This is a genomic window from Halomonas eurihalina (assembly GCF_008274785.1).
Taxonomy (GTDB): domain Bacteria; phylum Pseudomonadota; class Gammaproteobacteria; order Pseudomonadales; family Halomonadaceae; genus Halomonas; species Halomonas eurihalina.
The window spans coordinates 64,129-88,326 of sequence record NZ_VTPU01000009.1; the positions used below are offsets into that span (position 1 = coordinate 64,129).

At 59.6% G+C, this 24,198-nt stretch carries 16 protein-coding genes, 4 tRNA genes and 2 pseudogenes; 7 read left to right on the forward strand and 15 right to left on the reverse strand.

All coding sequences use genetic code 11. The features are described from left to right. Positions 1-48: 48 nt before the first annotated feature. Positions 49-188 (forward strand): annotated as a pseudogene (locus FZZ93_RS18775) (IS481 family transposase); the annotation flags it as partial. 140 nt (positions 189-328) lie between these two features. Here FZZ93_RS18775 and FZZ93_RS10475 read toward each other — a convergent pair. The 3 genes from FZZ93_RS10475 to FZZ93_RS10485 all read right to left on the reverse strand — a co-directional run bounded on the left by FZZ93_RS10475 (position 329) and on the right by FZZ93_RS10485 (position 3,439). Beyond that, positions 329-1,513, reverse strand: a complete 1,185-nt coding sequence (locus FZZ93_RS10475; protein ID WP_149322276.1) for an S-(hydroxymethyl)glutathione dehydrogenase/class III alcohol dehydrogenase — start codon at positions 1,511-1,513, stop codon at positions 329-331. Between the two features lie 70 nt (positions 1,514-1,583). Then, complete coding sequence (locus tag FZZ93_RS10480) at positions 1,584-2,006, reverse strand: TraR/DksA family transcriptional regulator (RefSeq protein ID WP_149322369.1); 423 nt, start codon at positions 2,004-2,006, stop codon at positions 1,584-1,586. A gap of 536 nt (positions 2,007-2,542) precedes the next feature. Then, positions 2,543-3,439 carry a DMT family transporter gene (locus tag FZZ93_RS10485; protein ID WP_149322277.1) on the reverse strand — a complete coding sequence of 299 codons (897 nt, stop codon included), beginning with the start codon at positions 3,437-3,439 and terminating at the stop codon, positions 2,543-2,545. Between the two features lie 314 nt (positions 3,440-3,753). Between FZZ93_RS10485 and FZZ93_RS10490 the strand changes: the two genes are divergently transcribed. Continuing rightward, complete coding sequence (locus tag FZZ93_RS10490) at positions 3,754-4,089, forward strand: TraI domain-containing protein (RefSeq protein ID WP_149322278.1); 336 nt, start codon at positions 3,754-3,756, stop codon at positions 4,087-4,089. A 13-nt stretch (positions 4,090-4,102) separates the two neighbouring features. On the opposite strand, the gene FZZ93_RS10495 is transcribed toward FZZ93_RS10490, so the two are convergent. The 4 genes from FZZ93_RS10495 to FZZ93_RS10510 all read right to left on the reverse strand — a co-directional run bounded on the left by FZZ93_RS10495 (position 4,103) and on the right by FZZ93_RS10510 (position 10,142). Further along, positions 4,103-5,548 carry an HlyD family type I secretion periplasmic adaptor subunit gene (locus FZZ93_RS10495; RefSeq protein ID WP_187774509.1) on the reverse strand — a complete coding sequence of 482 codons (1,446 nt, stop codon included), beginning with the start codon at positions 5,546-5,548 and terminating at the stop codon, positions 4,103-4,105. A 14-nt stretch (positions 5,549-5,562) separates the two neighbouring features. Beyond that, on the reverse strand, positions 5,563-7,740 hold the full coding sequence (locus tag FZZ93_RS10500) for a peptidase domain-containing ABC transporter (RefSeq protein WP_149322280.1): 2,178 nt from the start codon (positions 7,738-7,740) through the stop codon (positions 5,563-5,565). Positions 7,741-7,833: 93 nt separating this feature from the next. After that, positions 7,834-9,414 carry a hypothetical protein gene (locus FZZ93_RS10505; protein ID WP_149322281.1) on the reverse strand — a complete coding sequence of 527 codons (1,581 nt, stop codon included), beginning with the start codon at positions 9,412-9,414 and terminating at the stop codon, positions 7,834-7,836. A gap of 29 nt (positions 9,415-9,443) precedes the next feature. Then, positions 9,444-10,142 carry an ankyrin repeat domain-containing protein gene (locus FZZ93_RS10510; protein WP_149322282.1) on the reverse strand — a complete coding sequence of 233 codons (699 nt, stop codon included), beginning with the start codon at positions 10,140-10,142 and terminating at the stop codon, positions 9,444-9,446. Positions 10,143-10,652: 510 nt separating this feature from the next. Here FZZ93_RS10510 and mobH point away from each other — a divergent pair. Further along, positions 10,653-11,570 (forward strand): annotated as a pseudogene (mobH, locus tag FZZ93_RS18555) (MobH family relaxase). 208 nt (positions 11,571-11,778) lie between these two features. Here the strand turns inward: mobH and FZZ93_RS10525 are convergent. The 5 genes from FZZ93_RS10525 to FZZ93_RS10545 form a co-directional block, all read right to left on the reverse strand. Further along, positions 11,779-11,854 (reverse strand) — tRNA-Asn (locus tag FZZ93_RS10525). A 43-nt stretch (positions 11,855-11,897) separates the two neighbouring features. Beyond that, positions 11,898-11,973: transfer RNA gene (locus FZZ93_RS10530), tRNA-Asn, on the reverse strand. 61 nt (positions 11,974-12,034) lie between these two features. After that, positions 12,035-12,110 (reverse strand) — tRNA-Asn (locus tag FZZ93_RS10535). A gap of 134 nt (positions 12,111-12,244) precedes the next feature. Then, a tRNA-Met gene (locus tag FZZ93_RS10540) sits at positions 12,245-12,321 on the reverse strand. A 72-nt stretch (positions 12,322-12,393) separates the two neighbouring features. After that, complete coding sequence (locus tag FZZ93_RS10545) at positions 12,394-13,338, reverse strand: choline ABC transporter substrate-binding protein (RefSeq protein ID WP_149322285.1); 945 nt, start codon at positions 13,336-13,338, stop codon at positions 12,394-12,396. A 206-nt stretch (positions 13,339-13,544) separates the two neighbouring features. Between FZZ93_RS10545 and betI the strand changes: the two genes are divergently transcribed. The 4 genes from betI to FZZ93_RS10565 all read left to right on the forward strand — a co-directional run bounded on the left by betI (position 13,545) and on the right by FZZ93_RS10565 (position 20,190). Further along, complete coding sequence (gene betI, locus FZZ93_RS10550) at positions 13,545-14,177, forward strand: transcriptional regulator BetI (protein WP_187774510.1); 633 nt, start codon at positions 13,545-13,547, stop codon at positions 14,175-14,177. An 11-nt stretch (positions 14,178-14,188) separates the two neighbouring features. Continuing rightward, on the forward strand, positions 14,189-15,658 hold the full coding sequence (betB, locus tag FZZ93_RS10555; RefSeq protein ID WP_149322286.1) for a betaine-aldehyde dehydrogenase: 1,470 nt from the start codon (positions 14,189-14,191) through the stop codon (positions 15,656-15,658). A 176-nt stretch (positions 15,659-15,834) separates the two neighbouring features. Then, positions 15,835-17,526 (forward strand): choline dehydrogenase, encoded by a 1,692-nt coding sequence (betA, locus tag FZZ93_RS10560; RefSeq protein ID WP_149322287.1) that lies wholly within the window; start codon positions 15,835-15,837, stop codon positions 17,524-17,526. Positions 17,527-17,742: 216 nt separating this feature from the next. Further along, entirely contained in the window at positions 17,743-20,190 is a 2,448-nt protein-coding gene (locus FZZ93_RS10565; RefSeq protein ID WP_149322288.1) for an acyl-CoA dehydrogenase, read from the forward strand. A 71-nt stretch (positions 20,191-20,261) separates the two neighbouring features. Here FZZ93_RS10565 and FZZ93_RS10570 read toward each other — a convergent pair whose 3' ends face one another. The 3 genes from FZZ93_RS10570 to FZZ93_RS10580 form a co-directional block, all read right to left on the reverse strand. Beyond that, positions 20,262-22,061 carry an SLC13 family permease gene (locus tag FZZ93_RS10570; protein ID WP_149322289.1) on the reverse strand — a complete coding sequence of 600 codons (1,800 nt, stop codon included), beginning with the start codon at positions 22,059-22,061 and terminating at the stop codon, positions 20,262-20,264. 93 nt (positions 22,062-22,154) lie between these two features. Further along, a complete protein-coding gene (locus tag FZZ93_RS10575; RefSeq protein ID WP_149322290.1) occupies positions 22,155-22,724 on the reverse strand; it encodes a carboxymuconolactone decarboxylase family protein in 570 nt (189 codons plus the stop codon). Positions 22,725-22,736: 12 nt separating this feature from the next. Then, positions 22,737-24,065 (reverse strand): aspartate aminotransferase family protein, encoded by a 1,329-nt coding sequence (locus tag FZZ93_RS10580; RefSeq protein ID WP_149322291.1) that lies wholly within the window; start codon positions 24,063-24,065, stop codon positions 22,737-22,739. Positions 24,066-24,198 lie beyond the last annotated feature (133 nt).

Here is a 24,198-nt window from a genome sequence, read left to right on the forward strand (position 1 = left end):
CTCGCTGGCCCCAAGGAGATACTTCAGCGGTTCAGCCAAGAGCGGGGATTGAGCATCGAGCTACATGAACAAACAACCACTACACCAAAGATTCACGCTGACATTCAGGCTGTGCCTTCCAGCGTCAGCAACAGCGAGCTGGCCGTCAGTGCGGCGTCGCCGACGCGACCAGTCGCTGCTCCTGGCGATCCGAAGTTATGACATGCCACCGCGGCTCCATGTCATGGCTCACGCAGCCCTGCTGGACTGGCCCTTGCTACCTGAATGCGATTGGTGCGATCTGGCGCAGAGATATGCATTGCCACACCAGATCGCCTTTTTCCTTCTATTAGATGAGGGCAGGAATGTTGCGCGTTTCGCCCACAACTTCACCTGGCAAATCACCAACCATGGTGTCCTGCGTCTGGAAGTGAATCACCGAGCGAATGGACTCGCCGCGCCGCAACAGATCGAACGCGGTGTTGATCTGATCGTGTCCCATGTTGTGGGTAATGTAGGGATCGACATCGAAGCGCCCCGAGAGCCATTCATCGACCATGCCCGGCAGCTCGGAGCGACCCAGGACTCCGCCAAAAGCGCTGCCACGCCAGACACGCCCGGTAACCAGCTGGAACGGGCGCGTCGAGATTTCCTCCCCGTCCCCGGCGACACCGATGATGATGCTTTCGCCCCAGCCCTTGTGGCAGCATTCCAGGGCTGCCCGCATCAAGCGCACATTGCCGACCGCTTCGAAGGAGAAGTCGACTCCCCCGTTGGTCATCTCGATGATGACCTCATGCAAGGGCTCGGGATAATCATCCGGATTGAGGCATTCCGTGGCCCCGAGCGATGCCGCCAGGGGGAACTTGGCCGGATTGACGTCAACACCAATGATCCGCCCAGCCCCTTGCAGCTTGGCCCCCTGAATGACCGCCATGCCCACGGCCCCCAACCCGAAGACCGCCACGGTGTCGCCTGGCTGAACCTTGGCCGTGTTGCGCACAGCGCCAATGCCGGTTGGCAAAGCGCACCCCATGACACAAGCCTTGGCCAGAGGCGCCTCACGATTAATCTTGGCCACGGCGATTTCAGGCAACACCGTGTACTCACTGAAGGTACTGGTCCCCATGTAGTGATGAAGCATTTTCCCCTTGTAGGAGAAACGGCTAGTACCATCCGGCATGACACCTTGCCCCTGTGTCTTACGGATGGTCTGACTCAGGTTGGTCTTCCCGGATTGGATATAGGGACAGTTCGGGTCTTCCGGCGTGTAGAGCGGGATGACGTGATCGCCCGGCGCTACCGAAGTGACGCCCTTGCCCACATCTTCGACGATGCCCACTCCTTCATGCCCCAGAACACAGGGGAAATTGCCTTCAGGGTCTCGACCGGACAGCGTGAACATGTCCGTGTGGCACAAGCTGGTCGTGACGATCCGCACCAATACCTCGCCCGGCTTTGGACCTTCCAGATCGATCTCCTCTATCTCCAGTGGGCGGTTGGGCTCCCAGGCAATGGCTGCACGTGTTTTCATGACGACCTACTCCTTGCTACGGGTTGGGCAATGCCGGCACGGCGCCCAGGTGTCTCACGACATCCCAGTACTAGCGCCGCACTTTCGCGTAGTGATGCTCGTGCTGTTCCTGACGTTCCTTGGCCTCCAGACTCAGGCGTGCGGTAGGCCTCAACAGCAAGCGCGGCAAGCCGATGGGCTCCCCCATTTCTTCGCAGTAGCCAAACTCGCCTGTGTCGATTCGCTTCAGGGCAGCAGCGATATTGGCTAGCAGCCGGGTTTCCCGATCGGCCTGACGCAGCTGCAAGCCAAGTTCTTCCTCATAAGCGGCTTGGTCGAGTTCGTCACTATTCTGCTCGTGAACCGCCATGGCATGACGGAGCTCGACCAAGCGTCTCTCAACCGCCGTTTTTTCCTCGATCAACTGGCGCCGGAAAAAGTCCAGTTGCTCGCCGTTCATGTAGTCTGTCTCCGGCATTGCCAAGAGATGCGCTTTCTCAGCGGATGTCGGCATCAAGCCAGTTCTCCCCATGGGCATGGTGTCGAGCACCTGTCTAACGCTCTTATTCTGAAGCAATAAATGCAACGTTATAACATAACATTTGAGATCTCAAGCCCCCTCCCTAGCGCTCATCACCTCTCTACAAGGAGGTACCATGAGCATCACGCTAACGACTGTGATCCGAGCGGGCCGCCTTTCCCGTCTAGGACATAGGCCGATACTGCCCTAGTGATGCCAGCGCGCCTTGGTCATCTCGCCGACCGACGGTGCGCCGTTGATACATTGCGACGAGGATCAACACCGACCACCTCTCCAGCGTTGCCTGGAACTACTCGCCGCGCAGGCCGATGTGCGATTTCTTATCTTCGATCCCGATACCGGGATATTGGACAGTCTACCGGTGTATCCGGAATAGATGATTGACGGGGCTCCATCGAGCCCCGTTCTCTTTTGCTCGAGTCATCGGTGGGTGCCGACCTGGTATCGTTCAAAAAAAGCGCCTCCGCAGGGAGGCGCAACGGGCGAAACGATATCTGGAGAGGCGACCCCTATGGGTTGCGGTACTTGCCAGAGGGCTGGACCAGTCGGTGGGATGACCCGCGTAAGCCCAGCCAGGCATTGATGAAGAGTGTCACCAGGATCAATGACCCACCGAGCAGCGTGGCCTGCGGTGGCTGCTCATCCAACCACCACCATACCCACAGAGTGCCAAACACAGCTTCAATCAAATAGAACAGGGCAACTTCCGCCGACGGTAGATGGCGGGTTGCCCCATTGATCAGGGCGGTAGCCAGTGGCATCTGCAATAGCCCCATCAGGGCCAATACGCCGTAACTTTGCGTCGTGAGGGCAAGAGGTGTTGCCATGGGCAGGGCAACCAACGCCGATAGGCCACCTCCGATGGCGATGAGAGGAAACCTGTCCAGGTTGGGATAACGGCGCAAGAGCGTAAGGTTACCCCCGACGGCAGCCGCGGCGATCACTGCATAGAGATCGCCGACCAAACCCTCCCCAGTCAGCGAGCCTGAGCAGACGATCATCACGCCGACCATCGCCGAGAGAATGGCCAGCCAGGTGCGCATTGCCACCGTCTCATGCAGAAAACAACGCGTGAAGATGGCGGCAAACAGGGGGGCAGCACTCAGAATGACCACCACATTTGCCACATTTGTGTTCATGACGGCCAGGACAAACAGGCTCGAGATGATGCCCAGCAGTAAGGCCGAGCACAGAGATGCTCCAAGGTGCCCACGCAGGGTCGACAGCCGACGCCTATCAAGGCACAACAAGCCAAGCGACAGGGCCATCAGGGTTCCCCGCCAGAAGATGATATTCCATCCATCCGTCGCCGCTAGCCGGACGAGCAGGCTGTCGAAACTCAAGACCGTGACACCGGCGGCAGCCATCGCCAAACCCCGTCCGTGGCCATGTAGCGAGAAGGACATTCCAGATACTCCTGCCGAGTGCATGATGGCCCGGTGTTCAGGCATAAAGGGTCATAAGAATGTTGACCGTTCGCCTGCTAGGATATGACTTGGTGGGAAGCTGGTTATTCTCTTCACGCCATCACGGCAGGCTTGTGCGACACACCCGTGATGTCCCCTTGATTACCATGTGCTTATACACAGAATCCAAGGTGAAAGGCGGCAAAGCAAATCCCGTCCGCGAAACCCTACGCGCTGGATTTAACATTTCCTCTGTACCGACGCCCCGATAAGCCGCTCAGATACCGCGAGTCATCCCCATCAAGGTACTGAGAATGCTCGGCTTGTTTCGGACAGCCAGGAAAACGCGGCAGCGCAGCGAGGAGGCAGGCTGGCTCAGCCCTCAATCGGGTGGACAACTGCTGCAGCCCCCCTACCGACAACAACTGATCGGGGCGCTCTGGGACATGTGCTCCATGTCCCGGCAAGTCTTTGTCGACTACGTCCAGGCCCCCATCGAACGGTATGCCGGACTGGTCCAGGAATGGCCGGCCTCCGAGTCTCACCACCACGCCTATCGTGGCGGGATGCTGGATCACGGCCTGGAGGTGGTGGGCTATATGCTCATCAGGCGCCATGGTTTCAACATGCACAAGCTTACAGGAACATAGCGATATGTATCGCTTATCGTTCACTCATAGCCTGAGACACGACCTCTACAAGTGGCGAAAACAGAAAGTCGATCAGCCGTCGTCGCCCCGTCTTGATTTCTACCTGAACCGTCATCCCAGCCGATAACGGCACCATATTCCCATCCACCTTCAAAGAATCCCTCTTGGGCTTCACCGTGATAGGAAAAACGAGGCCCTGAACCGTCTCCGCCTGCCCAGTCGAAAGTTCTCCCCGTGCCCCCTGCATAGCATTATTAGCTCGTCGTTGCGCCCGCGTGCCCGTGATGGCATCCGTGGCCACTTTGACGACTTCCCCTTCGACGAGACCATACCGGGTAAACGGAAAGGCCTGCACTTTAAGCGTCGCTTCTTGTCCCGTTTGGACAAAGCCAACATCCTTGTTCGACAGATACGCTACAACCTCTAACGGAGCCTTCTCAGGAACGATTCTCATTATCTCGACACCGGCAGCCACAAACTGATTAGGTGTCGTGATAGATAGCGCTTGTACAACGCCATCTATTGGACTAGTCAAGGTCATGGCTGATTGACTATGACGTGCCTTAGCCAACTTCTGAACCACCTCATCATGATTCTGTATAGCTTCCTCAAGGCGCTGTGTGTTATCTGCCTCGAACCTCTCGAAAGCAACGGCTATATCCCCAGCTATAACGGATAACGAAGAGCGCGAAGTGGCGAGCTGTCCCGTATTTTGTGCCAATGATATACGGCTCTCCTCGAGCCCGCCTCTCTCTCGTAGCAACTTGGCTCGAGAAACACCCTTGGATGCCACTTGCGAAGCATATAGACCGACAAGCTCTCTTTGGCTTTGCAAATGGTTACGTAGCGCCCCGATGGTGTCCTCTAGCGAAGAGATTTCCATGCGCTTCTGACGGTACTGCGCTGCCAGCTGAGTCAAGGTAGCACGTAGCTCATAGAGATCAGTACTGTAGGTGTCATAGGCTCTAGTCCGTACAGTATTCGACAGCGAGGTTCCAACAGACGGTAAGGATGTGGGCACAATCAGTTCCGAATCACTAGACCAAAGGTCAACCTTTTGCCATTGCCTAGCCGTTTCCAAGGCAGACCGATGACGCGCGATTTGTCCTTCGAGTGTTTCCAACTTTGCTTCCAATAATGCCACATCGGCATGAGTCGAGGTATTATCCAGAGTAACAAGCACGTCCCCTTTCTCGACTTTTTGTCCATCCTCCACGGCAATTGTTTTCACTCGACCTGGCCTTGATGGCTGTACAACCTTGACCTGTCCCTGTGGCTGTAACTTTCCTAGTGCTGTAGCGACAATGTCAGTATGTCCGACATAACTCCATAGAGCGGCAGAAATGGCGAACACACAAATTAGCCATAGCAGGATAATGCACGTAGGTGATGCTGGGGTCTGAATGATCTCGAGCGCTGCCGGTAAAAAGGCTTGTTGCGCTCTTTGCTGCTGTCGCATACGCCAGTACTTTATCATACCTCTGACTCACTGGCGCCGGTCTGTAGTGCCCACAGACACGCATAACGTCCTTCAGGCTTTTCTATCAGTTCGTCATGTGAACCCACTTCAACGATATTGCCATCTTCCATTACCACAATACGGTCACATTGACGTACTGTCGCCAGTCGATGAGCGATAATCAGTACGGTCCGGTCGCGCACTATCTCCTGCATATTCTGCATGATGAGATGTTCACTTTCATAATCGAGCGCACTGGTAGCCTCGTCAAAAATCAGCATCGGCGGATCAGTCGCCAAGGCCCGGGCAATCGCCAAACGTTGACGTTGCCCCCCTGAGAGATTAGCTCCCCGTTCCTCAATAATAGTGTCATACCCATGGGGTAACTCACGAATGAAGACATCGGCCCCTGACAATTTGGCCAGTTGAATGACAGCTTCACGACTCAGAGAGGGATCAGCCAATGCGATGTTGTCATGCACGCTGCTATGAAATAATAGGTTTTCCTGAAGTACTACACCAATGTGAGTGCGCAACCAAGTGGGATCAACGTGTGCAATGTCCTGACCATCCAAAAATACTTGTCCTTTACTGGGCATATGAAAGCGCTGTATCAGCTTCGCCAGAGTTGACTTCCCAGACCCTGATGCTCCAACGATTCCCACCACCTCGCCAGATGCAATAGATAGTTCGATATCCTTTAAGATCTCGGGACCATCATGCTGGTATCGAAAAGTCACCTTGTGGATATCGATCGCTCCCACTGGGGGCGACATAGAAACGGATTCCGTTGGTACGGGTTCTGGCGTTTCATTCAGAATGTCGCCCAGTCGAGTAATGGAGATCTGTACCTGCTGAAAATCTTGCCAAAACTGAGATAACCGTAGAATCGGCTGAGCCACTTGCCCTGCTATCATATTGAAAGCGACCAAGGCACCGACGGTCATATCCCCTTGGATCACCGCCTTGGCTCCAAAGTAAAGGATGCCAGCGGTTGTCAGCTTGCTGACATATTGGATGGCATTCTGCCCCTTCGCAGATAACATTGTGGTCGCAAAAGATGACTTCACATAAGAGGCCAAACGCGTCTCCCACTCCTTAGCCACGACAGGCTCAACCGCAGAAGCTTTCAGGGTTTGCATGCCCACCACCGACTCGACCAATAACTGCTGGCTATAAGCCCCTCGGTTAAACATCTCGTCAATTCGCCGGCGTAGAAAGGGGCGTACCAACAAAGTGATGAGAATATATACGGGTATCGAGGCAACTACGATCCAGGCCAGGGTCGAAGAATAAAGAAACAAAACAAAAATGAAGACGAAGGTGAATAACAAATCGATACCACTAAACAAGCCTTGCCCAGTAAGAAACTCACGTATCGTCTCCAGCTCCCGTACCCGGGCAACAGTCTGCCCGGTAGCACGGGTATCGAAATAGTCCAGCGGCAAAGACAGCAGGTGACGAAACAAGCGCTGCCCCAACTCGACATCAATGCGGTTACTCGTATGCGACAGGACATAGGTACGCAGATATTGCAATATTACATCGAAGGCCCCGAGCCCTATCAGCCCAATCACCAAGACAACTAAAGTTTCATAACTATGGTGGGCGAGAACCTTGTCGATGACGACTTGAAAAAAGAGTGGCGTCACTAGTGCAAAGGCTTGGATAAACAAGCTGGCCACCAGCACATGCCCAATGGGTCGACGGTAACGCCACAGCGTCGGGAGAAACCAGCCAAGTCCAAACGCAGAGGAGTTGTCCTTAGAGGCTTCCGGGTTTCGTTTCACGAATATCAACCGTCCCCGGGTCAATGCCAGCAGTTCCTCCCAGGACACATGTTCAACCACCATGGTAAGCGGATTGAGGATACGATAGTGGCCAGCATCCCCTTGGCCATCAACCAGCCGATAGGAGCCATCAGTCAGGCAAGCAATAGCACGTTGCAAGCCATGCAAACGTTTCACCGTCATGGCTTTCGCTTGCAACCCCAGCAATTGGGCCGCTCGCAAAATATCCTCTTCTTCCACAGGTGCCTTCAACGCCATCTGGTGAGCCAAATGTTGGGGCGAGGCAGCCCGGTGTTCCTGCTTGGCGAGCAAGCACAAGGCAATCAAACCACTATCCTGTTGACTCGAATAATCAGAAGCATGTGGAGCTGCTTCCGAAGCATGCCCATTCCCTGACGTCATGTTAATGTTAGTCCCTTATCCTTATGTACCACCTATCAAGTAGGGGGAGACATTGCCTCCCCCATGTTGCATGCATGTACCAAGGTTTTTTTATCAGGACATGAAGGGTTGAGATGTGACTGGGGGTGTTCCTGTCGCCGCCTTGGTGGTCATATCGAAGCGGGAGCCCGATGACGCCAGCTTCGCGTTACCGGCTAGCTCAGAAGTCTCGGGCAAGCCTTTGGACGGAGCGTCCATGACATCTGTCATGCTCTGTGCTCCACCAAGTCGATTCCCCAACCAGGCCTTCGCGCGCTGCCATCGACTCATGGGGGTAGATTGCATCGGCGTCATGCCCAGTTTTTCCATCAGCTTGGCGCCCTGTTCTTCACCCCAGGCAATGTCCTCGGCCGATGGTGTCCAAGCGGGCTGAGTGCGCCGTTCATCCACTCGATACTGGGGCATGGCATCACCATACAGCGCTTCTTCACTTTGGAGCACCTTGCTGCGGGCAAGCTCCTCGCGCAGTTGCTGCATCGATGGGGTAGCGGCCCCATCTCGAGAGTTCTTGGCATAGCGCAGGACCGTATCTTCCGCTACCCCCTGCGAACCATCCGACGTCGTGTAGCTGCTCGTACCCGTCACCGTCGTCCCATCTGCCAGGGTGCGAGCACCGTCTGGGGAAGGCGTGAGCGCGATCCGCTCGATACCGGCCTGTTCCAGTGTACGAAGCTCACCCTTATCGGTCTGGCCATCCTGATTAGCATCCTGCCAAACGCGGAACTCGTTCCAGCGTTCATCACCCGCGTCCAATTGAGCATTGCCATTAGTATCGAAGACTTCCCGCAGAGCCGTCATGTCCGTATACTCAGAAGCATCTGCACGCCCCTGAACCCACTCGGTGAATGCCAATTCCCTAGCCTGATTGATTTGACCATCTGGCCCGGCCTGTCCCTCAGCTCCCAGGTCAATGGCTAGCAGCCCATCCTCCGGACCAACCCAGGCCGTGGGATTGGCAATGCCATCGCCAGTCCAATCAAATCGAGGCCCCTTACCGGAGGAAGAGAGCGGCTGGAGATTAACGATATCATCATGGTTAAGATCCAAAGTAACGGGAAAGCTAGAGGTTGTTGTAGGCCCCATACTTACGTGCCCCTCTCCAACATGATCTGAGGCGGGGCCATCACCACCAGAACTGGAGGAGCTTGAACCATTAGATATCTTGTCAACATTCGGTGGAGGGTAGCTTCCAAAAGCCTCACGAACTGGTGGCTGGGGAATTGGCTCTCTTATCTCGGACAGCGGCTTTTGCACAAAATCATTAAACATATCCATAGCATCATCTTTAATATTGAGCCTGCCCCTTGTACTTATCCCGCCTATCCCTAGCGTGTCCAGGTCTTCCCTCATCTTTGCAACGGTCTGATTGACTTGAAAATTCAAGCTAAACTGAATTCCCATTGCATTTGCAGCCTCTTTATAGGACTCCATAGCTGAATTGGTCGGAATGTGATTGCTTACAACCTCTCTGACCAAATCAAGAAAGTCGGAACCAGTGGAGGATTCTCCATTAGCAATCTTGAAATCCACAGCGCTTTGCCGAGCAATCTCTTTTATTCTCGTGTCTTTCATATGGGAGACATAGGCATTGCGCCAACTTCTATTGCGTTTCAATTCATTTTGAGCGTCTGACATAACCCCACCTCTTATATTGCAATCACCACTTATTCAACAAAATACGACTCAACCCCCTTCCCACTCGTCGCCCTAAACATAAAATCCACACACTCTTTACCCTTCCCACTATTAGAAAATTCATCTTTCGTCAAAGTTGCAATATGCTCATAATTATGACGATATCTTGAAACAACCGAGTACTCAAATCCGTGACTTCTCAAAAATTCTGCAGAATATTCTGGGAAATTATTTTTATCACAAAACCCCATTATCAGGGCTTCAGAAACCGACACTCCAGAGTTGCTTTCCGGGGTTTCATGATTCAGGCTCGCTCCTTTATCAATTAAATAAAGAACTATTTTTAAACGCTCTTCAATATCCTTTTTATTGTATGACTCCAAAGTTCCAGGTACAGCATGATACAATGCACTCCCATCTGCTATATCGGGATCTGCACCATTCTTTACAAGCTCTTGTACAATGCCGTAATCGCCTTTACTGGCAGCAATTCCAAGCAGAGTAAAATAACCATCAACCTTATTGACGATATCTCCGCGAGACTCAATGATATGCTCCAGCTGTTTTTTATCTCCACTTCGCACAGCTTTTTTTGCCATCTCCCATTCAGAGGAGGTTTGTTGACCTGCTCTATTTGACTCCGACACCCCCACATCAGCCAATACTAGCGAAGATAGTAAAAGCCCCATGCAACCAACAACCATTTTTGCACATGTACACTGCCTCATAAATCACCTCGTCCCTTATAAATTTACCCCACATCAGCCAATCTGACTGCCCCCTATAACCACCTACTTTAGCTTTACGGTATAAAACCTGGTATCCACGCACCTACTCATTTTTGCTTTAAACCTTCTCGGAGTAGGTCCAAGATGTGTTAGTCACATGACACCCTAACCTTAGCTTCCAGTGATTCCTAGCAACCTTCCTAACTAAAAGCAGCCAGATAGCCATAGAAGTGGTACGCCTATTCAGTCGGCTTATGTCCCTCGATTTCAAAGGCCTTATTGAGATAAGCCATGGTAACCAAGACTGCACTATAGGATTAGGAAAATACCATAATACATTTACTACAGCTTATGTAGGAAATCTGCCACACCCCTCTGTTTCAAACCTCCTATGCTTTCAATGCCTCGTCTTAATATAAAACCCTTCGCGCTGGACTTAACATTCTCTCTGTACCGACGCCCCGGTAAGCCGCTCAGATACCGACGGACATCTCAACCAAGGTACTGAGAATGCTCGGCTTGTTTTGGACAGCCAGGAAAACGCGGCAACGCAGCGAGGAGGCGGGCTGGCTCAGCCCTCAACCCGGCGGGCAACTGCTGCAGTCCCCCTACCGGCAACAACTGATCGGGGCGCTCTGGGACATGTGCTCCATGTCCCGACAGGTCTTTGTCGACTACGTCCAGGCACCCATCGAACGGTATGCCGGGATGGTCCAGGAACTACCGGCCTCTGAGTCCCACCACCACGCCTACCGTGGCGGGATGCTGGATCACGGCCTGGAGGTCGTGTGCTACGCCATGCGACTTCGTCGACAGCACTTGCTGCCGCCCGGCGCGTCGCCGGAAGAACAAACTGCTGTCGGCGAATTGTGGACGGTGGCCATCCTCTATGCCGCGCTGCTGCATGATGTCGCCAAGGTCCTCGTCGACATCGAGATCCACCTGATCAGCGGGCGGCGGTGGCATCTCTGGCATGGCCCCATCCCGGAACCCTATCGGGAGGATCGCGATTACCACCTGCATGAGACCACCAATCTCCTGCTGATCCAGCAGATTCTGTCATCGAAGGCTCTGGATTGACTCTACAGCGAGCCCCGTTTGTTCGGGACGATGATGTACGCCGTCAGCGGCGTGCCCGAGCGCGGGGGTATCATCAGTGAGATCGTCGGCCAAGCCGATCTCACCAGTGTCTCGAAAGCGTTGGTCGGGGATCCGAACAAGGCCTTCGAGGCCCCGACCCAATCGCTGCAGCGCAAACTGGCCGATGGCCTGCGGCATTTGGTCAAGGAGAAGCTGGGCATCAATCAACCCGGCGCGCCCCTCTACCTGACCGAGGATGCCCTGTGGCTGGTCTCGCCTCGGGTGCCGAGAGAGTTGAAGGCCTATCTGCTTGCTCGTCCTGTCGGCATTGATCTGGCCATCGGCTGAGGAGCGCCCCGAGCCCTGGTCGAGCACCCGGACGGTCCGAGAGAAAGCCTCGAAGAAAGAAGAGAAAGTCTTAAAGTTGGGTGAAACCTTCCTAGCTTGGCTTCAAGATGGGGTGAAGAGCTATCGTCTGCCGGTAAATGCACCCAAGGAGCTTAATCATAGCGTCGTACGAAGAGCCTGTTCGACGTTCGAGCCAAGGTAGAAAAGATGGCTCCCCGAACAGGACTCGAACCTGTGACCCAATGATTAACAGTCATTTGCTCTACCAACTGAGCTATCGGGGAATGACGATGTATGCACCCGGAAACGGGCAATAGGTAGGAAAGGTGGCTCCCCGAGCAGGACTCGAACCTGCGACCCAATGATTAACAGTCATTTGCTCTACCAACTGAGCTATCGGGGAATGACCTTTAATGCGCCTTGTCGATCAAGCGCAATGTTCGAGCCTTGCTGACACAAGATGTTGGCTCCCCGAGTAGGACTCGAACCTACGACCCAATGATTAACAGTCATTTGCTCTACCAACTGAGCTATCGGGGAACGACCTCGAACACGGGGCGTAGTATACGGATCGGCTCGGCAACGTCAAGTGCCATCGGCTGGATCCACCGGTGACGAGCCTCCAATGCAAGACGCCCGCTCGGCATGGCCGAACGGGCGTCTCTGGATATCCCTGGTGGCTACGCCCTGATTCGAACAGGGGACCCCATCATTATGAGTGATGTGCTCTAACCAGCTGAGCTACGTAGCCTTTCCGTTGCCGCGCGAGCAACGGGGGAGGATTATGCACGCGGGCCACCTGCATGGCAAGCCCGCGCAAGCATTAGCCCTCGATGGACAGCGCCGCCTTCACCGCCGGCAGCGCCGGTTCGCCAGCCTTGGTGGTTACGCCTTCGAGCCAGCCATCGAGCACCTCGGGATGCTCCTGGAGATACGCCTTCGCTGCCTGGCGAGGATCGGTTCCCTCCTCCATGATGGCGCCCATCAACTGGTTTTCCATCTCCAGGGTGAAGCTCAGGTTGTTCAGCAGGTTGCCGACATTGGGGCAAGCCTCGGTGTAACCGGCCCGGGTGTTGGTGTACACCGTGGCGCCGCCCAGGTCCGGGCCGAAGTAGTCATCGGCACCCTCGAGGTAGGCCATGTCGAAGTTGGTGTTCATCGGGTGCGGCTCCCAGCCCAGGAACACCATCCACTGCTCGTCCGGGACTCGTGCCTTCAACTCGGCCAGCATGCCGGCCTCGCTGGAATCGACCAGTTGCCAGTCCTCCAGGCCGAAGGCATCGTCATCGATCATCTGCTGAATCATCTCGTTGCCGTCGTTACCGGCTTCGATGCCATGCAGTTGATGAGAGAAGCGCTCGGCATTCTCGTCCAGGTCGGCCACCGAAGTCACGCCCGCGTCATAGACGTACTGCGGTACCGCCAGCGTGTATTTTGCCCCTTCCAGATTGGCGCCCAGTCGTTCCACCTCGCCGCGCTCCACGTATGGATCGCTGATCGAGGCCATGGACGGCATCCAATTACCGAGGAAGACATCGAAATCGCCGTTCTTCATGCCAGAATAGGCAATGGGGACCGAGACAGTATCGATACGCGTCTTGTAGCCCATGGCCTCGAGCACTTCGGTGGTCAGCGCCGTGGTGGCGGTGATGTCCGTCCAGCCGACCTCGGCGAAACGCACCGGCTGGCAACTGTCGTCGGCGGCCATCAACGGCGAGGCGGACAGCGCGAAAGCGGCGGTCGCCAACCCCATGGTCATCTTGTTCATTGACGTCTCTCCCTTGAAGTGGAAAGTGGATAGTCGGCGCGGGCCTCTATGTCACGAGAGCCCGTCGCTCCCGAGCGGAATTGTTGAAGACCCGCTCGACGCCATTTTTATTGATTGAACATTCAATAAAAAAATGACAAACTGGTCTTATCTTAACCATGCTAGACCGCATGGTTGCAAGGTGAACACGAAGAGGAGTCAGCAAGGTGCCCAAGGTCGGAATGGAACCCATCCGTCGCCAACAGCTGATCAAGGCTACCGTGGCCGCCATCGACGAGGTTGGCCTGGCCGATGCCACGGTGATGCGCATCGCGCGGCATGCCGGCGTTTCCGCCGGGATCATCAGCCATTATTTCGGCGGCAAGGACGGTCTGCTGGAAGCGACGATGCGCCAGATCCTCCACGACCTGGGCGCCGCCGTGTCGGCACGCCGCAAGGCACTGTCGACGACCTCCCCCAGGGCGCATCTGGAGGCGATCATCGACGGCAACTTCGATCGCAGCCAGGTCACCGGCCCCGTGGCCAAGACCTGGCTGGCGTTCTGGGCCAGCAGCATGCACCAACCGCAACTGCAGCGCCTGCAGAACGTCAACGACCGGCGCCTGTATGCCAATCTCTGCCACCAGTTCCGCTTCTTGATGCCACGCGAGCAGGCTCGTGACGCCGCCCGCGCCCTGGCCGCGATGATCGATGGTCTCTGGCTGCGCGGCGCCCTGACGTCCGAGGGCCTGGATTCCGACCGCGCGCGGCGCCTGGCCCGAGAATACCTCGACCAACTGTTGCAAGCCCAAGACGCACGAACCCCGCACCCTTCACACGAACCCCAACCCGAGTCCTGATGGGAGCCAACATGACACAGCTCGATACTCAGCCCCTCTACATCGACGGTCGCCGTGTGGACGCCACCTCCGGCGAGACCTTCCCGGTCGTAAACCCCTTCGACGGCAGCCGCTTGGCCGACATCCAGCAGGCCAGCGAGGCGGACGTCGACACCGCCGTCGCTGCCGCCCGGCGTGGCCAGAGGACCTGGGCCGCCATGACCGGCGTGGAACGCGGCCGTGTTCTGAATCGCGCCGTGGCGTTGTTGCGGGAGCGCAATGACGAGATCGCCGAACTGGAAACGCGCAACACCGGCAAGCCGATCAGCGAGACCGCCGAGGTGGACATCGTCACCGGTGCCGACGTGCTCGAATATTACGCCGGCCTGGCCGGGGCCATCGAGGGCAGCCAGATCCCGCTGCGCGACTCCTCCTTCGTCTACACCCGTCGCGAACCGCTGGGCGTGATCGGTGCCATCGGCGCCTGGAACTACCCCATCCAGATCGCCTGCTGGAAATCCGCTCCGGCACTGGCCGCCGGCAACGCCGTGGTCTTCAAGCCCAGCGAGGTCACCCCGCTGACCGCCATGCTGCTCGCCGAGATCTTCACCGAGGCCGGCATGCCCGACGGCGTGTTCAATGTCATCCATGGCGATGCCCGGGTCGGTCAGTTGATCACCGGCCACGCCGATATCGACAAGGTCTCCTTCACCGGCGAGGTCGGCACCGGCAAGAAAGTGATGTCCGCTTCGGCCGCCTCCACCCTCAAGGACGTGACCATGGAGTTGGGTGGCAAGTCGCCGCTGATCGTCTTCGACGACGCCGATCTGGACCGCGCCGCCGATGCCGCCATGATGGCCAACTTCTATTCCAGCGGGCAGATCTGCACCAACGGCACCCGGGTCTTCGTCGACCGCCGCGTCAAGGATGCCTTCGAAGCCAAGATTGCCGAGCGCGTGGCACGCATCAAGGCCGGCGACCCGCTGGATCCGACGGTCAACTTCGGCCCGCTGGTCAGCTTCGAGCATCAGGAGAAGGTCCTCTCCTATATCGCCCTGGGCAAGCAGGAAGGCGCCCGCGTGCTGGCCGGCGGCGATGCCTGGGATCAGGGCAGCTACAGCTCCGGCGCCTGGGCCGCACCCACGGTGTTCACCGACTGTGACGACAGCATGCGCATCGTGCGCGAAGAGATCTTCGGCCCGGTGATGTCGATCCTGGCCTTCGACGACGAAGAGGAAGTGATCCGCCGCGCCAATGACACCTTCTACGGCCTGGCCGCCGGCGTCTTCACCGAAGGGCTCAATCGCGCCCACCGCGTGATCCATCGCCTCGAGGCCGGCATCTGCTGGGTCAACACCTGGGGCGAATCCCCCGCCGAAATGCCGGTGGGCGGCTACAAGCAGTCCGGCGTTGGTCGCGAGAACGGCGTCGAGACCCTGGCCCACTACACACAGACCAAGTCGGTACAGGTCGAGATGGGGCCCTTCGAATCGGTGTTCTGATCGCCCCTTGGCGCTATTCGCGAGATAAGCGCCGGGGATAAGGCGAAGCGAGGGTCATCCGCCATGGATGGCGGATGTAGCGCCCAGGGATGGGGTTATAGCGCCCTCGTGCAGGCTTGTCGCCGGCAAAGCTCATCTTCCACCGAGCTCTTTTTGTCATTGCCCAGGGAGGCTCCATGTCCCAGACCCGTGAATTCGATTACGTCATCATCGGCGCCGGTTCCGCCGGCAACGTCCTGGCCGCTCGCCTGACCGAAGCCCCGGACGTCAAGGTCCTGCTGCTCGAAGCCGGTGGCCCCGACTACCGCTTCGACTTCCGCACCCAGATGCCGGCGGCACTGGCCTTTCCGTTGCAGGGAAAGCGCTACAACTGGGCCTTCGAGACCGACCCCGAGCCGCACATGGACGGTCGGCGCATGGAATGCGGACGTGGCAAGGGACTCGGCGGCTCCTCGCTGATCAACGGCATGTGCTACATCCGCGGCAACGCCCTGGATTACGACAACTGGGCCAAGCGCGATGGCCTTGGCGACTGGACCTACGCCGACTGCCTGCCCTACTTCCGCAAGGCCGAGACGCGTGACATCGGTCCCAACGACTATCACGGCGGCGAGGGCCCGGTCAGCGTCACCACGCCCAAGGAAGGTAACAATCCCCTCTACCACACCTTCATCGAGGCGGGTCAGCAGGCCGGCTATCCGGCGACGGAGGACGTCAACGGCTACCAGCAGGAAGGCTTCGGCCCCATGGACCGTTTCGTCACGCCGAACGGTCGTCGCGCTTCCACGGCGCGCGGCTATCTCGACCAGGCCAAGTCACGCCCGAACCTGACCATCGAAACCCACGCCACCACCGACGTCATCACCTTCGAGGGCAAGCGCGCCACCGGGGTGCGTTACGCGCGCAAGGGGCAGCCCCAGGAAGTGCGTGCACGCCGCGAAGTTCTGCTGTGCGCCGGCGCCATCGCCTCGCCGCAGATCCTTCAGCGCTCCGGCGTGGGACCGCAGGACGTGCTCGATGAATTCAGCATCGAGCCGGTCCAGGTCAACGAGAACGTCGGCACTCATCTCCAGGATCACCTGGAGATGTACATCCAGTACGAATGCACCCAACCGATCTCACTGTATCCAGCGCTGAAATGGTGGAACCAGCCGAAAATCGGTGCCGAATGGATGTTCCTGGGTAAAGGCGTGGGCGCCAGCAACCAGTTTGAGGCGGCCGGTTTCATCCGCAGCCGCGACGAGGAAGAGTGGCCCAACCTGCAGTACCACTTCCTGCCCATCGCCATCAGCTACAACGGCAAGAGCGCCGTCCAGGCCCATGGTTTCCAGGCCCACGTCGGCTCGATGCGCTCCGAGAGCGAAGGGCGGGTACGCCTGACGTCCCGCGACCCGGCGGCGGCGCCCAGCATCCTGTTCAACTATATGTCCACCGACAAGGACTGGCAGGAATTCCGCGACGCCATCCGGCTGACCCGCGAGATCATCGCGCAACCGGCCTTCGATGCCTATCGCGGTCGCGAGATTTCCCCCGGCCCGGACGTGCGGACCGACGCCGAGCTCGATGCCTTCGTGCGCGAACACGCCGAGACCGCCTACCATCCCTGCGGCAGCTGCCGCATGGGCGAAGGCGATGACGCCGTGGTCGACGGCACCGGCCGTGTCCACGGGCTTGAGGGCCTGCGGGTGGTCGACGCATCGCTGTTCCCGGTGATTCCCACCGGTAACCTCAACGCCCCGACGATCATGCTGGCCGAGAAGATGGCCGACAAGATCCGCGGCCGCGACCCACTGCCGAAAAGCGACGCGCCCTACTACGTGGCCAACGGCGCCCCCGCCCAGCAGGATCCCATGCGCCGGCTCGACTGAGTCTGTCGCACTCCACACCGCGACCCCACCGCCACGCCCCGCCTGCTGACGCAGCGCGGGGCGTTTTCTTTGTTGAATAGAGGAACGCCAAAACGATGTACCAGAACACCGCGAAAAACTGCCGAACCGCTGGCCGCTTGCAGGAAACTGGGCTACTCTGCAAGAATTCAAACGGATGTTCGAATTCTTGCCAATGATAACGACCCGGAGACACCCATGCTGACCCTGATCCTGCTCGTGCTGGCCGTGATCGGCCTGCTCACTGTGATGCGCCGCGAGGCTGGCGCCTTGCCCGCACTGGCGGTCACCGGCGTTACCGGCCTGATCGGCATATTCGCCGGTGCGCCGGTGATCGGCGTGCTGCTGTTGATCGCCACCGCCGGCATCGCCGCCTGCGGCCTGCCGGGTGTGCGCAGCGCCTGGCTGACGCCGCGACTGTTCGCGATGTTCAAGAAGGTCGCCCCCAAGGTCTCGGATACCGAGCGCACCGCCCTGGAAGCCGGTAGCGTGGCCTGGGACGGCGAGCTGTTCTCCGGGCGCCCGGACTGGCAACGCTTGCTGGCCTTCCGCGACGATGGTCTGAGCGACGAGGAGCGCGCCTTCGTCGATCACCAGTGCGGCGTCGCCGCCGGCATGTGCAATGCCTGGGACATCGCCCGCGAGCGTGCCGACCTGCCCCAGGAGCTCTGGGACTACCTCAAGCGCGAGCGCTTCTTCGGCATGATCATTCCCAAGGAATACGGCGGCCTGGGCTTCTCCGCCAAGGCGCAATCGACGATCCTGCAGAAGCTGTCGATCAGCGAGACCCTGATGGTCACCGTCGGGGTGCCCAACTCCCTCGGCCCAGGCGAGCTGCTGCTCAAGTACGGCACCGAGGAACAGAAGAACCACTACCTGCCGCGCCTGGCCGACGGTCGCGAAATCCCCTGCTTCGGCCTGACCGGCCCGCGCGCCGGCAGTGATGCCACCTCGCTTCCCGACGTCGGCGTGGTGGTCAAGCGTGAGATCGACGGCGAGGAGGTGCTGGGCCTGGAGCTGACCTTCGAGAAACGCTGGATCACCCTGGCCCCCATCGCCAGCGTAGTCGGCCTGGCCTTCCGCCTGTTCGACCCCGAGCATCTGCTTGGCGACGACGAGGATCGTGGCATCACCCTGGCACTGGTGCCCCGCGAAACCGAAGGCATGCAGATCGGCCGGCGCCACCACCCCATCGGCAGCCCCTTTCTCAATGGCCCGATCAAGGGCGACAAGGTCTTCGTGCCGCTCTCGACCATCATCGGCGGAGAGGAAATGATCGGCCAGGGCTGGCGCATGCTGGTCGAGTGCCTGTCCGTCGGCCGCTGCATCACCCTGCCCTCCGGCGCCACCGGCACGGCCCGCTACGCCATCGGCTGGAGCGGCGGCTTCGCCCGCATCCGCCGTCAGTTCAACGTGCCGGTGGCCGAGATGGAAGGTGTCCAGGAACCCCTGGCCCGCATGACGGCACTGGCCTATATCGCCCAGGCGGCCGTCTACCAGACCGCCAACACCATCGACCACGGCGAGAAGCCGGCGGTACCCTCGGCGATCCTCAAGAGCCAGTTGACCGAGTTCCAGCGTGACATCCTTGCCGACGCCATGGATATCCACGGCGGCAAGGCGGTGACGCTCGGGCCACGCAACTATCTCGGCATCGGCTACAGCGCCAACCCGGTGGCCATCACCGTCGAGGGCGCCAACATCATGACGCGCAACCTGATGATCTTCGGTCAGGGCGCGATCCGCTGCCATCCTTACGTCCTCGAGGAACTGGCCGCCAAGGACGCCGACGATTCCAAGGCCTTCGACCGGGCCTTCTTCAACCATGCCGGTCTGATCTTCGGCAACGCCGCCCGCGCCCTGACTCAGGGATTCGGCCTCGGCAAGCCCGACGTTCCCTTCGATGACGTCGCCGCGCCCTACGCCAAGGACATCGCACGCCTGTCTTCCGGCTTCGGCCTCGCAGCTGATGCCGCCATGGCCAGCCTCGGTTCAAAGCTCAAGCAACGCGAGATGCTCTCCGCCCGACTCGGCGATGTGCTCTCCAACCTCTACCTGGCCAGCATGCTGCTCAAGCAATGGCACGAGGGCGACCGCGTCGAGGGCGAGGAAGCCTTGCTGCACTACGCCGCTCGCCTGTTGCTGGGACGTGCCGAGCAGGCCTTCGTCGAGCTGTTCGAGAATCTGCCCAATCGCGCCCTCGGCCGCACACTGCGCCTGATCATCATGCCGCTCGGCCGGCGCTGGTCACGCCCGCAGGATGACCTGTCGCGAGCCATCGCCCAGTCCGTCTCCCGCGACAGCGCCCTGCGCCACAAGCTCATCAGCAATACCTGGGACACCGACGACGGCCCTCAGGACAATCCCCTCGCCCGCTACAATGCCCTGCTGGCCACTCAGGAACGCGCCGAGGGCCTGTATCGCACGGTCGGCAAGGCACACGCCAAGGGCGAGATCCCGGCCGAGGCGCTGCATCCCGAGCAGCAGGTGGAGGCTGCCTTCGCTGCCGGTCTGATCAGCGAGGAAGATGCCACCTTCATGCGCCAGCGCGAAGCAGAGGTGCTGGACATGCTGACCGTCGACGACTTCGAGTACGACGCCTTCGTCACCGACAAGTCCAAGGTGCTGCGCCACCACCCCGCCTGACCTTTCTTCCTTCCACCATGACGCGAAGCCCCGGCCTAGAGCCGGGGCTTTTCGCTGCTGATCGAGGCTTCCTACAAGGGCCACACCAGCAGCACCATCGGTATGGTCACCGCCATCACCACCAGCGACAGCGGCAGCCCCAGCCACCAGTAATCGCCGAAGCGATAGCCGCCTGGCCCCATCACCAGGGTGTTGGATTGATGGCCAATGGGTGTCAGGAAGGCGCAGGAGGCACTGACCGCCACCACCATCAGGAAGGGATCCAGGGAGGCATCGAAGCCCTTGGCCAGGCTCGCCGCGATGGGCGCCATCAGCAAGGCGGCGGCGGCGTTGTTGACCACATTGGACAACAGGGTGCTCAGCAGGAAGAGCCCCGCCAGGGTCACCACGACCGGCCAATCGCTGCCCAGCGCCAGCATCGCCTCGGCGATCAAGGCGGCGCCGCCACTGGTTTCCAACGTCTGGCCCACCGGAATCATCGCCCCCAGCAAGACGATCACCGGCCCGTCGATGGCCTGATATCCGTCGCGCAGCGGCAGCACGCCCACCAGCAGCGAGACCAGGGCCGCCCCGGCCAGCGCCACCGAGGCTGGCAGCAGGTCCAGCACCATGGCCAGGATGGCGGCAGCGAAGATGGCCACCGACACCAGCAGCAGGCGCGGCTGGCCAAGGCTCAAATCGCGCTTGGCCAGCGGCAGGCAGCCCAAGGTCGTCAGGCTGTCGGCAAGTTCGTTCTCGCCTCCTTGCAGCAACAGCACGTCACCGGCCCGGAAGCGGATGTCCCGCAGCCGCTGATTGAGCCGGCCACCGTCCCGGGCCACCGCCACCAGATGCAGGCCGTACTGGTTATGCAGACGCAACTGGGCGACGGTACGGTTGATCATCATGGAATCGTTGCGCACCACCGCCTCCACCAGGTGCAGCCCTTCGGTGTCGAAGGTCTCGGCTTTCTCACTGCTCTCCTCTTGTTCGGACTCGTCATCGGGTTCGGGGCCGACCTCCAGACCGGCCTTGTCCTCGAGCAGCTTCATCTCGTCGGGGCCGGCCTCCACCAGCAGGATGTCGCCCTCGCGCAGCGCGCCGTGAAAGGTATGCCCGGCGTGACGCCGCTCGCCGCGAACCACCGCCAGTACCGGGATGTCCTCGTCGACGGCCTGGCGCAGATCGAGCAGGGTCCAGCCTTCCGCCTTGGCCTTTTCCGGCACGCGCAGCTCCACCAGATAATGGGCGGTATCGAACATCGCCTCGGTGGAAGCACTACCCGCACGCTTGGGCACCAGGCGCCAGCCCAGCAGCACGATGAAGGCGAGCCCGACCAAGGCAACCGTCGCCCCGACGGGAAAGAACGAGAACATGCCAAAGTTGTCGGCCCCAAGGGAGCCGCGATAACTGGAAATGATGATGTTGGGCGGCGTGCCGATCAGGGTGGTCAGGCCACCCAGCAGTGAGCCGAAGGCCAGTGGCATCAGCAACAGCGACGGTGGGCTGCCATGCTCGCGCGCCATGCGGATCGCCACCGGCAGCATCAACGCCAGGGCCCCGACATTGTTCATCACCCCGGAGAGCACTAGCACCGTGCCGGTCAACACCAGCAGTTGCAGCAACAGGCGATCGCCGACCTTGAGCGCTTGCTCGGCGATCAGGTCAACCAGGCCGGAACGCTCGAACCCGCGACTGAGGACCAGCACCGCCGCCACCGTGATCACCGCCGGATGACCGAAGCCGAGAAACGCCTCCTCCGCCGGCACCAGGCCCAGCAGTACCGCCGTCAGCAATGCGGCCAGGGCAACAAGGTCATAGCGAAACCGCCCCCAGACGAAGGCGGCCAGGGTCAAGCCAAGAAGCGTGAAGACTAAGGTGCTGTCGGCCATGGCGTTCGGTCATCCCTGACAGAGGCAATGACGTCAGCATAGCGGTATAAGAACCTGAAAGAACACTCCTTCCGCGACCGTGTCGTGTAAAGATTACCCGGCGGGCGGCTCGTCAAACGGCAGTGGCCCGCTGCCGCGGCGCACCTCGAAGACATTGAGCGTCATGGCCACCAGGGCGTAGTAGCCGAACACACCCACCAGTTCCACCACCGCGGGCTCACCGAAGGCCGCCACGGCCTCGGCGTAGAGCGTGTCATCGACGCGTCGGGTGCGATAGAGCGACTCGCCCAGGCGCACGACCAACGCCTCATCGTCGCGTTCGAAGGTCGGCTCGCGACCTTCGCGCAGGGCCTCGATCACCGCCTCGGCGATGCCGGCCTCACGGGCAATGGGCTCGTGAATCTGCCATTCCGCCTGAGACTGCCACCAGGCGGCGGTGAACAGGATCGCCAGTTCCGTCAGCCGCAGTTCCAGGCGCGTGCCATAGCGGCAAAAGGCCCCCAGGCGCTGGGCGTGGTCGGCCAGTTCCGGGCTGTGAATCCAGGCCAGGAAGGGACCGTCCAGGTTGCCACGCGGGCCGCCGAGAATGGCATCGAGGACGCGACGCTGTTGCGGCTCCATCCGTTCCTCGTCCAGCGGCGAGAGGCGGGATTCGATGGTCATGGTCGGGCTCCTTCAGCGGCGTTCGAAGACACGTTTCAGGGTAACGTCGAGCTTGTCGACGATCTCGTCCAGTTGATACGGCTCGAGGATGAACGGCGGCGCCAGCAGGATATGATCGCCCGCCCGGCCGTCGATGGTGCCGCCCATCGGATAGCACATCAGCCCCTCGTCCATGGCCGTGCGCTTGATCTCGGCATGTAGCTTGCGCGACGGGTCGAACGGCGTCTTGCCATCGCGCTCCGCCACCAGCTCGAGGCCCCGAAACAGGCCGTGCCCGCGGATATCACCGACGTGGGGATGATCGGCGAAGCGGCCGACCAGACGCTGCTGCAGCCCATCGCCCAGTTGACGCACCCGGGACAACAGATCGCGCTGCTCGATGGCGCGTTGCACCGCCAGCGCGGCGGCGCAGGCAGTGGCGTGGCCGATATAGGTATGACCGTGCTGGAAAAAGCCCGAGCCCTCGGCGATGGCCGAGCGGATCCGCTCGCTGACCAGGGTCGCGCCGATCGGTTGATAACCGCCTCCCAGTCCCTTGGCGATGGTCGTCAGGTCCGGCACCACGCCCTCCTGCTCGGCGGCGAACAGGCTGCCGGTGCGCCCCATGCCGCACATCACTTCGTCGAGGATCAGCAGGATGCCGTGCCGATCGCAGATCTCGCGCACCCGCTTGAAGTAGCCCGGTACTGCCGGCACCGCGCCAAGCGTCGCGCCGACCACCGGCTCGGCCACGAAGGCCATCACCGTCTCGGGGCCGAGCCGCTCGATCTCGGCCTCGAGTTCCGCGGCCAGGCGCTCGCCATAGGCTTCCGGCGTTTCGCCCGGTGCCTGGTCACGATAGGCATAGCAAGGGCTGACATGGCTCACCTCCACCAGCATCGGCTCGAACGGGCGCCGTCGCCAGGCATTGCCGCCGGTGGCCAGCGCTCCCAGGGTGTTGCCGTGATAACTCTGACGACGCGCGATCAGGTGCTTGCGCTGGGGTTCGCCGCGCTCGAGGAAATACTGACGCGCCATCTTCAGCGCCGCCTCCACCGCCTCGGATCCCCCCGACACGAAATAGACCGATGACAGCCCTGACGGAGCCCGTTCGATCAGGAAGTCGGCCAGCGCCTCCATCGGCTCGCTGGTGAAGAAGGAGGAGTGCGCATAGGCGAGCCGACCGACCTGCTCGCGGATAGCCTCGATCACCTCGGCGTCGCTGTGGCCCAGGCAAGACACAGCGGCACCCCCGCAGGCATCCAGGTAACGACGCCCCTCGGCGTCGATCAAATAAGGGCCCTCGCCGCCCACGGCGGTGGGATAGTGCTGTTCGAGATGACGGTGAAAGACGCGACTCATGCGACCCTCCTGGGCCATAAAGGCAATAACATTTCCTATATTGTATAAAAGGAAATATATTTGCAAATACTGACCGCACATCACTGACGCCACAGCGTCCCGGGCGCTACAATGCGTCCCCAATCAGCAAACG

Excerpts from the sequence above, each read along its gene's own strand:
- FZZ93_RS10580 (WP_149322291.1), bottom strand. The coding sequence starts at position 24,065 with ATGAGTCGCGTCTTTCACCGTCATCTCGAACAGCACTATCCCACCGCC.
- FZZ93_RS10500 (WP_149322280.1), bottom strand. The coding sequence starts at position 7,740 with ATGACGTCAGGGAATGGGCATGCTTCGGAAGCAGCTCCACATGCTTCT.
- FZZ93_RS10505 (WP_149322281.1), bottom strand. The coding sequence starts at position 9,414 with ATGTCAGACGCTCAAAATGAATTGAAACGCAATAGAAGTTGGCGCAAT.
- FZZ93_RS10480 (WP_149322369.1), bottom strand. The coding sequence starts at position 2,006 with ATGCCGACATCCGCTGAGAAAGCGCATCTCTTGGCAATGCCGGAGACA.
- FZZ93_RS10485 (WP_149322277.1), bottom strand. The coding sequence starts at position 3,439 with ATGTCCTTCTCGCTACATGGCCACGGACGGGGTTTGGCGATGGCTGCC.
- FZZ93_RS10490 (WP_149322278.1), top strand. The coding sequence starts at position 3,754 with ATGCTCGGCTTGTTTCGGACAGCCAGGAAAACGCGGCAGCGCAGCGAG.
- FZZ93_RS10575 (WP_149322290.1), bottom strand. The coding sequence starts at position 22,724 with ATGACCATCGAATCCCGCCTCTCGCCGCTGGACGAGGAACGGATGGAG.
- FZZ93_RS10570 (WP_149322289.1), bottom strand. The coding sequence starts at position 22,061 with ATGGCCGACAGCACCTTAGTCTTCACGCTTCTTGGCTTGACCCTGGCC.
- FZZ93_RS10545 (WP_149322285.1), bottom strand. The coding sequence starts at position 13,338 with ATGAACAAGATGACCATGGGGTTGGCGACCGCCGCTTTCGCGCTGTCC.
- betA (WP_149322287.1), top strand. The coding sequence starts at position 15,835 with ATGTCCCAGACCCGTGAATTCGATTACGTCATCATCGGCGCCGGTTCC.
- FZZ93_RS10565 (WP_149322288.1), top strand. The coding sequence starts at position 17,743 with ATGCTGACCCTGATCCTGCTCGTGCTGGCCGTGATCGGCCTGCTCACT.
- FZZ93_RS10510 (WP_149322282.1), bottom strand. The coding sequence starts at position 10,142 with ATGAGGCAGTGTACATGTGCAAAAATGGTTGTTGGTTGCATGGGGCTT.
- FZZ93_RS10475 (WP_149322276.1), bottom strand. The coding sequence starts at position 1,513 with ATGAAAACACGTGCAGCCATTGCCTGGGAGCCCAACCGCCCACTGGAG.
- FZZ93_RS10495 (WP_187774509.1), bottom strand. The coding sequence starts at position 5,548 with ATGCGACAGCAGCAAAGAGCGCAACAAGCCTTTTTACCGGCAGCGCTC.
- betB (WP_149322286.1), top strand. The coding sequence starts at position 14,189 with ATGACACAGCTCGATACTCAGCCCCTCTACATCGACGGTCGCCGTGTG.